Genomic DNA, 11880 nt, shown 5'->3' on the forward strand with positions numbered 1-11880 from the left:
CAGTGAGGGTGAACGAACCACGGGATCCAGTGCCGCGACCCCGTTCCACTTCCCGCGAGCATTGAGCATCGAATGGGGACTTTTCCGGCAAACGCGCCTGTGGGCTCCGCGCCCGCTACGACTGCAGTCTCTACGCTGGCACCGTGCCCCTGCCGACCCATGTGACCGACCTGATCAGCTACGAATTATTGCTGTCCGTCGCCGAGCTGGGAAGCATCGGACGCGCAGGGGAGGCGCATGACATGTCGCAGCCAGCGGCGAGCGCACGCCTGAAAGCACTCGAAAGCCGCATCGGGGTAGCACTCCTGCATCGCGGGCAGCGAGGTGCCACCCTCACCGCAACCGGCGAACTGGTCGCCGGCTGGGCCGAGCGCGTCATCGCCGAAGCCGCCGAGCTCGCCACGAGCATCGCAATGCTGCGCACCGACCGCCACAGCCACATTCGTATCGCCGCAAGCCTCACCATCGCCGAATACCTCATACCGCGATGGCTCATCACACTGCGCTCCCACGACACTTCCATCACACCGACTCTCACCTCCGGAAACTCTGTCGACGTAGCCGCATCGGTGCTCGACGGCCGCGCCGACATCGGATTCGTCGAAAGCCCCGATCTGCCCAGCGGACTCCACTCGAAGGACGTTGCCCGCGACGAACTCGTCGTCGTCGTCGCCCCCGATCATCAATGGGCTCGACGAACGATCACGGCGAGCGAACTGGCCGCGACACCGCTGGTCACCCGCGAACCCGGGTCCGGCACACGTCTCGCGCTCGAACGTGCGCTCCGGACTGCGGGCCCACTCGCCGCGCCACTGCTCGAGGTGTCCTCCACCACTGCCATCAAAGCTGCCGTCATCGGCGGCCTCGCACCGGCCGTACTCAGCTCCCTCGCGGTATCCGCCGAGATCGCCGCCGGAACGCTGGCCCGCGTTCACACAGAGGGGCTCGACCTGCGCCGGTTCCTGCGTGCCGTGTGGCCCGCGGGCCGTGAACTGCGAGGACCGTCGAGCGACCTGCTCGTCGTCGCCCTCAAATCCCCGCAGTCATAACCTGAGGTTGGGACCGGCCAGGTAATCGGTGTCTACCGGTGACGACTGTGTGCGAGGACGCTGGAAGTCATGACCACGACAGCTCTGCACCGCTCCTCCATCACGTCTCGGCGCGGCGACGATACCGAGCGGCCGCGCAAGTGGCCGGTGCTCTCCGACCTCGACCACCCGAGCCAGATCTTCGAACACATCACCCCCAACTGGTTCGCCTCGGTCATGGGCACCGGTATCGTCGCCAACGCCGCCGCCACCCTGCCCGCCCACATCCCCGGACTGCACGTGTTCGCAACGATCGTGTGGATCGCAGCGTCGGTCGCCTTGATCACACTCTCCGGTGCCTTCGCAGTGCACTGGATCCGACACCGGCAGTATGCGCGTGAGCACGCCGCGCATCCGGTGATGGTGCAGTTCTACGGCGCACCCCCCATGGCGCTGCTGACCGTCGGTGCCGGGACGATGCTGCTGGGCAAAGACGTCATCGGAGCGGCGCCCGCAACCGTGATTTTTGCCGTCCTGTGGACCGCTGGCACAGCCCTCGGGCTGATCACCAGCATTCTCGTGCCCTACCTGATGATCACCGCCCACGATCACCAGACCGCCGTCGCACTCCCGGCGTGGTTGATGCCCGTCGTACCGCCGATGGTGTCCGCCTCCACCGGTGCGCTGCTGCTCCCTCATATCGCGGATGGGCAATGGCGCCTGGCCATGCTGTCCGGTTGCTACGCGATGTTCGGGCTGTCACTGATCATCGGAATGCTGACCATGACGCTCATCTACGGACGGCTCGTCCACGGCGGAATCCCGCCGGTCCAGGCAGCACCGACGGTGTGGATCACCCTCGGCATGATCGGTCAATCGATCACCGCCGCGAACCTGCTCGGCAACGATGCACCCTTGGTGTTCACCGGCGAGACCGCCTCCGTCGCAACCGGCCTGCACGTGTTCGGCATTCTGTACGGACTGACGATGGGCGGCTTCGGCGTCTTGATGTTCACCCTCGCAACCGCCCTCACCATCCATGCCGCCCAGAAGGGACTGACATTCTCACTGACCTGGTGGTCGTTCACCTTCCCCATCGGCACCTGCGTCACCGGTGCCACTGCCCTCGGCGGCGCTCTGGGGTCGGCCGCGGTCGAGGCCCTTGCAATCGGACTGTATGCGGCCTTGCTCGCAGCCTGGGGCACAGTCGCCGCCCACACTCTCCGCGGCAGCGTGCAAGGAAAACTTTTTCAACCCAGCTGAACCGACCGCCGGGTAGTACCCACTCGGAACGCTGATACCGAACGAACAGCGTTGATCCAATCGACCACTGACCCCGGAAAGGACTCACGATCACGATGAACACACCGAATGCAGACACACCGACTTCCGATACCCCGAGACGGGGCAGCCGCGGACGCGTCTGGGCACGAGTCACCGAAAATTATCTGACCTGGCTGTTGCTGATGGCGGGAACAGCTGCTGCGGGGGCCTTTCTCACGGCCCTCGCCGGCGGGTTCGAGGGCTGGACCGTCGTCGCAGCGATCGTGACAGTGGTGCTGTTCGCGGGATGTTGGTTCTCATATCGAGACGGTGCACGCCGGGGTGCCGCCGAACCACACATCATCCAGTACCACCCCGACAGCCCGGACGAGGTGATCGACATCGACACCGACACCGGCGAACGCCAGCCCCACCAGGACTGACCGGTCGGAGGCAGCAGCAGCACGATCCGCCCTACCTCAGCACAGTGCGGGGTTCAGGTGCCTTCTCCAGGTGCGTTGCGACCGACAGTGCTGCGTTGATCAACCGCTGGCGAGCAGCCGCCGGTGCGTGTGCGTTGCGAGCCGAGGGGTGCGGTGCCGCTATCACCGGGAGGAGGCGGGTGGGAGCAGATGCAGTGATGACGCGCATGTAGCCATCGAGAGCCTTCGCACCAAGAACGAAAACCACCTCCAGTTTCGGCAGCAAGGCCATAAGCTCGCCGACATATGGGCCCGCCTCACCGAGAACGGATGCCGTCGGCGATACCGGATGACCGGCGTCATCGAGCACTGCCCACGGCACAATATTCCACTTGACGCACTGCACCCGGTCGATACCCGCGTCGGCGAACACCGATTTCAGCACGGGGTTCGTTCGATCTGGATTGTCGAACGAACACATGTTGGTCCCGCCCGGACGTATCGTTTTCGGCCCCGGAGACTCCAACAGCACCAGACAGCGAGCCGCGTCGCCGCCGTCGTCGGGATCGAACAGTGGAATGGACCGTGCAGTGTCGATCCTCCATCGCAACACCGACGCATTGAGTGAGCGGACCGGGGCATCGTGCGCTCGGGCGTGCTTTCCGGACCACACGTCATCATCTGTCATACGCCGCACTCACTGCTGACCCACGCCACACGTACTGCTGGCCATGGGGAAACGCACCGTGAGCCGTAGACGCCAGCTCTCGGTGGCTCGCCTCGACGACCACTGCTGAGCGTTTGACGACTCCGCTGCCTGAACACACCTATGAGATAACCACGACAGGCCGTGTGGTGCCTATTGCACCCGTCTTCTCATCGACTTCGATTCCAGATCAGGTCGGATACCCCCTAGGGTACTTACATACCCCCCTTGGTATATGCCACAGTGGGTACCGAACCGACCGAAAGTATGCACGACTTTTCTGGAATGAGTCCGGAAAACGAGCGACGGACCGATGCGGTGCGGCGAACGCAGAGCCAGCGCGTTCGGACTCGGATGTCGATCCGGGGTACGTCGTCAGCGTCCCGATCTCACTCGACCGCGGTCCAGCCGTTCGGGCGGCCACGCGACCGACACGCTGTCCGAGGCACCGCATCGAAACCTGCCCGTGTCCGTGACGACTCGGTCTCAGCGAGAGGCCCGCGCGATCGTGTTGCCCGCCGGATCGTCGATCACGATCGAGTGGATGTCCTCGACAGAAAGGGACGTTGCGCCGGTCACCGCTGCTGCTCGGCTCGCGGTGACCGACCATTGAGCTGCTTGTTGTCGAGTCCCGTCGTTGCCGACCACTTGCAGAGTGAGGATGCCTGCGCCGGGGAGTTGTTGAACGTCGACGTCGATCGATGTGCCCCAGGCTTTCGTGGTGAGCTCGAGGTCACCTGTGGCCCCGACGGTGCTCGACAGAACGAGCGGGCGGGCACCCGCATCGTTCACCGTTGTCGAATCGTCGGAGCGGGCGAGGGTACTGAGCGGGACGATCGCCGCAGCGACTCCCAGAACGAGGGTCGCCGACACCGCAGTCCACACTCGCCGCCGCCTCTTCTCGGAGGTCCGTTGATGCCTCATCGCGCTCAGCAGGTGGTCGAGTCGCTGGTCTGCACCGGCCGTCGAGTGCACCGGTGAGAGATCTGCTGGCTGCCTGCGACGTCGAAGCACTCCTGCGACGGGTGCCAGGACGTCGATTTCGGTTCGGCAGGCAAGGCAGTCGTCGAGGTGTCGTCGTACCGCTGCTCGGTCGTCGCGCTCGAGTCCGTCGAGTACGTACGCCCCGAGCAGTGGTCGGATCTCGTCGTGCGCTGAGCTCATGGAATCAATCCCAACTCGTCGAAGATCCGGCGTAGGGCACGCACAGCGTAATAGGAGCGGGACTTGACCGTGCCGACCGCGATATCGAGGTGCGCGGCCACTTCGGAGACGGTTCGACCCTCGTAGTAGATGAGCACGATGACTGCTCGATGCTCCTCGGACAACCGACGCAGCGACTCGTCTATGAGCCACCCGTCGAGGACCCCGCCCAATTCGTCGTCGATGCACTCGGCGGCGAGTGCGATCTGATCGTGGACGAGAGTCGGCCTGCTCGTGCTCGCCCGCCACTGATCGGTGAGTACGTTTCGCGCGATGGTCATGAGATAGGACCGCGTCGATGCTGCCGTCACATCGATGCGGTCGATCCCGCGCCACGCGCGCAACATCGTCTCCTGGACGATGTCCTCACACTGCTCGCGGGTCTGGGTGTAGCGGCTGACGAATCGAGTCACTGCGTGCTGGTGCTCGCGGAAGAGCGCCGACATGGCGACTTCGGACGCATCGACGAGCTGGTGGTTGTGCTGTGAGCCGGATTCGACACCGTCCACCTAACTGCCCGAGCCGGAAGCGGCATCGGTGAAACCGGTCGTGGCGGCGGCGACCATGTCGAGAACAGGATTGGTCGGCGAGATCGAATGCCGAGCGGCGAGTACACGGATATCGGGGTGAGCCACGTGAACGATCCCTTCGGCATCCTGCCACGCCACGTATCGGGCGGGGAGGTCGATCCCCATGGTCTGCTGCGCTCCGACCAGCGCAGTCGAGACCGCAGGATTACCGACGTAGGTGACCATGGTGGGCCTCAGAGGTGTCTCGGCAGCGGCGGACGCGAGATCGACGGTTGCGACTGTGGGCTGATTCTTGGCCGCGAACGCTGCCTCGTATCGGGCAATGGACGCTGCAACCGATGCATCACTGGTCTTCTCGACCAGGTATCCCGGCGCTGCGGACACATCGGTGCCCTCTGCGGCGGCCGCCGAGGATCCCGTCGCATCGGACGCGGTCGATGCCGAGCCGGCCCGGAGTCCGTCGAGGGCGTCGGACGAGACCGGGATGCCTGCGAGCGTCGCGATGTACTCGGCGGAGTTGTATGCCAGAAACACCGTTCCGTTGGCGGCCTGCCAGACCAGGTACTTCTGTGGAAGGTCGATCGCGGCCCGTTGGTCCGCGGCGATCAACGGCGACGCCGCTTTCGGATTCCCCCCGATCACCACGGTGGTCGGGCGGATCGTCTCACCTGCTCCCTGTGCCAACTTCTCGAAATCCACAGTGGCTGCCACAGCTCCCGCCGTCTCCAGCGCGCGCTGTACCCGAGAGACCGTGTCACTCACAGAGTAGTTACTGGCGTACACCACCAGTCCGGGTTCGGACGGTGCCACATCGGGTGTCGCAGCCTTCGCGTCCGCCGACGTGGACACCGGAGTGCTCGACACCGCCACCGAACCGGTGGGTTCGGTGGAACCGCACCCGGCGAGGGCGATCACCGCCGCCGACGCGAGCAGCGACGTTGCCATACGGAACCTTGAAGTGCTCATCACGTGTCCTGTCCTCGTGCCCACGCCAGCGGTGGGCTTCACTGTGGTGTACGCACACCGAGCCTGAGGGGTTCACCCGAACCGAAGTTCCCTCCGGCGATTGCTCCCGGAATGTCGGTGCACCGGAGGGCGACACAGTCGAGTTCACGCAAGCGGAGATCTGATCGATCGGTTCATCCCGGTCTCGTCGAGCGTCTCCACGCCACAGAAGCGGCCTGAACGGGTGCAGGGACCATCTTCGCGGCACGAACGGCCGACCTCACGGCGGCACTTCTGCCTCGACGAATTCGAGAAGCCGCTTCAACAGTGAATCCGCACGCTCTTCGACGTCGTCGAGCGTCGAATCGACGCCACCGAGTAGCTGGTGTGCGTCTCGGCGTGCCCGAGTCCCGTGTTCGTAGTAGCCGGGGTCGAGTAGCGAAGCCGAGGCGGGCTTGGGTACGAGATCTGTGCTCGGCTGCCGTGCCTGCACCGAATGGTGTCGGTGCACAGGTGCTCGTCCGTCCAGGTGCGCTCGAACGATGTCGGCGACCGCATGGGCGGTAAGTGCAGTCGCAGTCAGCGGGGTGTGACCCCACCGGTCGATTGCGGTCGACAGCGGCTGTCGACCGGCCGGATCGACGTACCGGTCGAATCCGCTGAGCCCGGTACCGCCCACGGCATCGAGAGCGTCGGCGAGCATTCGAGTGTTCGGGTACCGCGTGTGATGGCCCAGCACCTCCAACCAGCGCTGGAACACCGTCCGCGGCGAGATACCCGTCTCCATCAGTGCGAGAGGAGTGACGGTGCGAACGCCGCGGCCTGTGTCGATACGAAGGGCATCGATCCTCGGATCGGCGGTGACGTCGCAGGGCCGCAGGGCCGCGATCTGGGTGTACGGCAGACCGGTCGAGGCAAAGACCAGGACGAGGGCGTCTCGCCGCGCGAACAGTTCGGACGGCCAACCGGATTCGGGGAGGCGCGCGATGACGCCGCCGATCACGGCTGCCAGCTCGTGCAGGCGCGCCGTACGCGCCACGTCCAGCGCAGCCCGGACGACCTCCGCACGGCCCGGCTGGGGTAACAGGTGCCGGGAATGGGCGGCGTCGATCACCGCGATCCGGCGGCGCTGGGTCGTGGACGCCGCGGGGTGCGCCGAGAGGAACCGAGCAAGTGAATCCGGGGAGGCCGCCAGTGGTGTTTCGTCATGGGCGGTGCACCAGTCCTCGAACAGTGACCACGTGTGCCGATCCCGCTTCGGCACCGCCACGTTCGTGATATCCGCTGGTCGAATCGAACCGGTGCAGTCGTCGTGGTCAGCATCTACCCCGGTCGCCCTATCGGCGTTCACGGGTGAAGTCACACGCCCGGTCATAGACCGAGTTCGGTGACCGCGTTGCCGACCAGAGGGGCGTGCTCGCGGGCATATGTCTCGACCATTGCGGGTGTGGTGTGCCCGGTCTGGCGCATGATCGCATGTGCATCGGCACCGTTACGGAAGGCTTGGGTGACGAATCCTGCCCGCAGGGAATGGCCGCCGAGCTGCATGACAGTCTCGGGGTCGTACCCGGCGTGAGCTGCGCGGCGGCGGATCGCCGCATGGACCGCTGCCCCGGACAACACAGTGTCGGAGAGGTTGCCGTTCTTGCGGACAGACCGGAACAGCGGCGACCGTTTCTCGGCGGTCGGCAGGGTGCCGCGGCAGAGATGGGAGTCGAATTGTGCTGCGCGAGAAAGCAGTCGAATGACGGCGGCTCTGCCCCCGGTGTCGAACGCGGCGACGATCTGCAGCCATCGCACCCACGCGCAGACCGGGCAGGATTCGTGGCAGTCGGTGAACGGAAGCGCTTTCACCGTTCCGATGCCGGTTCCGTCCTGGTCGGTCTTCGATCTTCGGATCCGTACGTGCGCACCGTCGAGACGGTCGCGGCGCACATCGCGGCATTCCAGCGCTACGAGTTCGCTGCGTCGAAATGCGCCGGTGTATCCCATCAGCAGCAGCGCGGTGTCGCGGCGTTCGAGCACCTCCGACGCCCACCCCGCTGTAGTGCGTCGGGCGTGGTCGACGATCGTGGTGATGTCGGAGGTCAGCAGCGGTGCGCGCGGGTTGCGGGGCCGCTCCCCCGCCGACGCGTAGTCCCGCCGGATACCGGCGAGGGTGGCGCGCACCATCTCGTGCCCGCACGGGTTGTCGTGTCCGGTAGCGCGGTGGCGGTCGGCGATCGCCGCAATCCACTTGCCGAACGTCGCGGCCGCGTACGCCCGCGTCCCGTCGACGGTGAGCGTGTCGGCCGCGGCGACGAGGTAGGCCGCCACTGTCGCGGGATGCGCCGGCAACGCGTGGTGCCCGGCGACGGTGCACCAGGTCTCGAAGCGTCGCCACGCCGAGGTGTAGGCCCGGCGGGTACCGGTCGAGCGGGACGCGGCCATGGAACGCTCGATCCGAGCAGCAACCTCGGGCGGTAGGTCTGGAAACACCGCCGCGGCACCCGGCACGACAGCCGGGATCGTGGTCGGGCCGTCTACGAGCTGGCGATCTGTCATGGCTGGACTGTAGCGGGCCCTCCCGACAGACTTCTCAGGCCGAAAGCACGCTGAGCAGGCGTTTCCGCGGAGACGGTGCGGGAAGGAAAATTCTCGTCGGTCACCGCACCAAAACTGTTGGTGACTATGACGCCGGCGCAGGGACGGCCTTCTCGGCTGCCTGCTAGGCCGCACAACAACTCAGTCGTTTGACCTGGGCATGCCTCGCTCGATGTCAGTGGTAGGCCGCAGTGGATGTCGCCAAAGACGCAGCTTGAGCTGGGGAGACGGGTGGTTCTATGGAAGATTCCGTCTGTGTGCCGAGTGGCTCGGGTATCTGACTCGTGCATGGTTGGTTCGCCGCATGTTGGCGGCATATCGACCAGAATGACTACATGGCGCAGTACTGGAGTGAGTATCCGATAGCGGAGGCTGAGGACCGCGTGCCCAGCGAGCTACCCGCGGGCCGCTACGTCAGCGTCATATCGAACGGGCACGGGGCGCTGACTGCCTGGCTGGCGGGACCGGGCCGGTGCTACCGGACGTCGTATCCAGCATCCAAGCACCCTCCCGTGAAGGTAACCCGCGGTGACCCGAGCAAAGGACCGGAGGAAGTCTGGTTCGAACCTTTTACCGAGCAAGATCTCAGAATGGTGAATGACGGCGTGAACTCCTACCTGGCAGAAGCCGGCGTGCGACTGCAACCGCGGGGATACAAATGGCATGTGCTGGTACCCGAGATCATCGGAAACGGTGAGGAGCTGGAATATGCTCTGCGCGAGAAGAATAACTGGATCGAACCAGCGGAAGTCCTGAAGGCGATCAGACGGTTGTACGAGTCCCTGCTCAATGATGTGCCGCCGAAGATTTGAAGTGACGTTGTGCGCTTCGGGTGCGAATGCGGAGTGGGTCGGCGGGATGTGCAGCAGGTCGGCGCTCAAGACCGGGAAACATTCTGGAAGTAGCTGCCCCGGCGTTCATACGCGGATCTGCTGACATTCTCGTGCGGCCCTTCTGGTGACGCTTTTGTGCGGCCTCTCAGCTGTCGATGCGTGTACGTTGCGGGACGAGCTCCGCCCCATCCGAGGGAGAGCTACGTCGGCGGGTGTTGCAGTGGGATTCCGTGGTCAACGAACAGTTGCACCGTTTCATCCAGTTCCTTCGCTGTGCGGCATCCCCAGCGCAGGAAGTTGTACAACGACCGGGCGGATACGGGATCGACGCGCGCTGCCGCGACGGCGGCCTCGGCCGCAGCGTGCGCGTCAGCCCATGCATCGCGCTCAGGTGCGGGATAGGACGAGCGCGTCGGAGCTGTTCCAGGATCGACCGGCTCATACGGACGTGGGCGCAGCAGCGATGCGTGCGCACCGCCGGCGTCGATTTCACCGCTCTCGATCATCGCAATGCCGATTGCTGCGGCCTCGAGAACTGTCGCCTGCTCGTCCCAGTGCAGTTCTTCGAACGGAACCCACGCTGTCCGGAGCGGGCGAGAACGACCTGCGGCCCTCCAGATCGCAACGAGCCTCGTCGACCACCGTCCGGTGCGGACCAGCGGTGTGGACACTTCGTCGACGACGGTGCGAAGAAGTCGGAACCAGACTGCTGCATGCACCCGTCCTGGGCGCAGTTCCACCCATCCCGTTGTCAGAGCCTCGCTGGTACGGCGATCGAGGTCCGCAACCACAGCAGGAACCGAAACGGGCGATACCCGTTCGTCCGAACCGAACCGGACCTGATCCCAGAAGATTGCATGACCAGGGAAAGCAGAGCAAGGTTCGAGTCGGCAACGGTGTTCGAGGCAGCTGCTGAGAACCGGATATTGCTGCAGCAGAGTCACTGCGATGTCGGCAGTGGATTCGAGGCTGTCGATACATGCCGGGCATGCCCGAGTACGTGGAGTGCTCGCCCACGGCATCCATGCGCCATCTGTGCGTGTGCGGCGGCGTTGATCCTCCCTCGCCAAGTCGGCCGGTAGCAGGATCGAGAACTGGTGGACGAAGGTGTCGAAGTCGCAGTCGGCCGGGTCGGTGCTGTCGAGCAGCCACGGTGTCCACCCCGCCAACGTCATCATCCGCAACCTCTCCACCGGAACTGCGCCGCGACCGGCCAACGCGGCAAGGATCGGCTCCGGTGTGTAGCGGTCGAGATCCTCGACAGCACAATCGATATCGAGGTCCGCAAGCAAGTCAGAGGGCCTGATGTGCGGATACAGCTCGCAGGTCCGGGCCAACCAGGACGAGAGGACCTCCCCTGGCAGTGGCGGCGGGTGCAGCGGCCACGGGCGAACGTATGCATCACCGGGCATCGCCGCGAGCCGCGTTTTCACGCGAGGTGGCGTTCGAACAGGCGGCGTCGCTCGGTGGGGCCGACGTACGGAGTGCGCGTGAGCACCGGTGAGGTGATCGCTTCCTCTCCGCTGCCTATGGCGGTGACGGCTGCGGCGGTGAGCAGCGTTGCCAGCTCACCGATGGTTCCCTCGCAGCGGGTGAGGAGGTAGTCGGTCATCTCCGGCGATGCAAGGTGCGAAGGTGTGCGGAGCGGGAAGCTCGCGGTGAAGCTGGCCAGCAGTGATCTGGTGTCGGAAGTGTTGGTCCAGACCGGCAGGGTCATGGGGTGAAATCGGTTCTCCAGCTGCGGATCGGTGCGGATGGCGAGGTAGGCATCACGGGTGCCGACACCGACGAGTGGGATGCGTAGTTCGTTACCGAGGAATCGCAGCACGTTCAAGAATTCGCGGCGGACGTTGTCGCGGCCGGCGAGAACATTGTGGAGCTCATCGATGATCAACATCCGTACGCCGATGGCGCGGAGCAGCATCAATGCTTGCTGTTCGAGTTCGTGGACCCGATTGCGTGGTCGGGTCGGGGTTCCCAGCGCTGTGAGCAGGGCGAGGTAGAACCGGCCGGGTGAGGGGTCCGGGGGCATCTGCATACACAACACCGGGATCTGCTCGCGGTCGGGCAAGCTGATCGGCGGATGGGTGCGCCGGAACTTCTCGATGATCATCGACTTGCCATTGTTGGTCGGACCGAGCAACAGCAGATTCGGCATCCGCTGGCGGTCCGGCCACGACAACAATGTTTCCAGATGGTCGATGACCGTGAGGGCCTGTGGATACCCGATCCATCTCTCGGACCGAATCAACCGGATCCGCTCTGCGTCGTCGAGTGCGGTGAGTGGTCGGATCGTTTCCCGCAGGTGCTCCAGGTCCGAACCGGGCAGCTCGGTGGCTTCGTTACTTCCTTCTGGGGCGGTCATCG

General features: G+C 65.0%; 12 protein-coding genes. 4 read left to right on the plus strand and 8 right to left on the minus strand.

Annotated features, from left to right (window positions below):
* Positions 1–143: 143 nt before the first annotated feature.
* From ACFULT_RS22500 to ACFULT_RS22510, 3 genes are all read left to right on the plus strand, one after another.
* Positions 144–1049, plus strand: coding sequence for a LysR family transcriptional regulator (locus ACFULT_RS22500; RefSeq protein WP_230074817.1), 906 nt, complete (start codon positions 144–146; stop codon positions 1047–1049).
* A gap of 69 nt (positions 1050–1118) precedes the next feature.
* Entirely contained in the window at positions 1119–2291 is a 1173-nt protein-coding gene (locus tag ACFULT_RS22505; protein WP_080729195.1) for a TDT family transporter, read from the plus strand.
* A gap of 95 nt (positions 2292–2386) precedes the next feature.
* Entirely contained in the window at positions 2387–2734 is a 348-nt protein-coding gene (locus ACFULT_RS22510) for a hypothetical protein (protein WP_051364864.1), read from the plus strand.
* 31 nt (positions 2735–2765) lie between these two features.
* Here the strand turns inward: ACFULT_RS22510 and ACFULT_RS22515 are convergent, their stop codons facing one another.
* The 6 genes from ACFULT_RS22515 to ACFULT_RS22540 form a co-directional block, all read right to left on the minus strand.
* Complete coding sequence (locus tag ACFULT_RS22515) at positions 2766–3401, minus strand: uracil-DNA glycosylase (RefSeq protein WP_051364861.1); 636 nt, start codon at positions 3399–3401, stop codon at positions 2766–2768.
* 504 nt (positions 3402–3905) lie between these two features.
* Positions 3906–4583, minus strand: a complete 678-nt coding sequence (locus tag ACFULT_RS22520; RefSeq protein WP_027494239.1) for a zf-HC2 domain-containing protein — start codon at positions 4581–4583, stop codon at positions 3906–3908.
* Positions 4580–5131 (minus strand): sigma-70 family RNA polymerase sigma factor, encoded by a 552-nt coding sequence (locus ACFULT_RS22525; RefSeq protein ID WP_027494238.1) that lies wholly within the window; start codon positions 5129–5131, stop codon positions 4580–4582. Before ACFULT_RS22525 ends, ACFULT_RS22520 begins: the two co-directional genes overlap by 4 nt.
* Positions 5132–6118: a DUF302 domain-containing protein gene (locus ACFULT_RS22530; protein WP_080729192.1), complete on the minus strand. Its 987-nt coding sequence runs from the start codon at positions 6116–6118 to the stop codon at positions 5132–5134.
* Positions 6119–6377: 259 nt separating this feature from the next.
* Positions 6378–7367, minus strand: a complete 990-nt coding sequence (locus ACFULT_RS22535) for a hypothetical protein (protein WP_052059180.1) — start codon at positions 7365–7367, stop codon at positions 6378–6380.
* A gap of 101 nt (positions 7368–7468) precedes the next feature.
* A complete protein-coding gene (locus ACFULT_RS22540) occupies positions 7469–8641 on the minus strand; it encodes a site-specific integrase (RefSeq protein ID WP_027494235.1) in 1173 nt (390 codons plus the stop codon).
* A gap of 374 nt (positions 8642–9015) precedes the next feature.
* Here ACFULT_RS22540 and ACFULT_RS22545 point away from each other — a divergent pair, with 374 nt between their 5' ends.
* Complete coding sequence (locus ACFULT_RS22545) at positions 9016–9492, plus strand: DUF5956 family protein (protein ID WP_378482552.1); 477 nt, start codon at positions 9016–9018, stop codon at positions 9490–9492.
* A 221-nt stretch (positions 9493–9713) separates the two neighbouring features.
* Here ACFULT_RS22545 and ACFULT_RS22550 read toward each other — a convergent pair whose 3' ends face one another.
* Both ACFULT_RS22550 and ACFULT_RS22555 read right to left on the minus strand, forming a co-directional pair.
* Positions 9714–10946 (minus strand): TniQ family protein, encoded by a 1233-nt coding sequence (locus ACFULT_RS22550; RefSeq protein WP_378482553.1) that lies wholly within the window; start codon positions 10944–10946, stop codon positions 9714–9716.
* Positions 10943–11878 carry a TniB family NTP-binding protein gene (locus ACFULT_RS22555; protein WP_378482554.1) on the minus strand — a complete coding sequence of 312 codons (936 nt, stop codon included), beginning with the start codon at positions 11876–11878 and terminating at the stop codon, positions 10943–10945. The genes ACFULT_RS22550 and ACFULT_RS22555 overlap by 4 nt, the downstream gene beginning before the upstream one ends.
* Positions 11879–11880 lie beyond the last annotated feature (2 nt).

The organism is Rhodococcus sp. NPDC057297 (assembly GCF_042667435.1).
Taxonomy (GTDB): Bacteria; Actinomycetota; Actinomycetes; order Mycobacteriales; family Mycobacteriaceae; genus Rhodococcoides.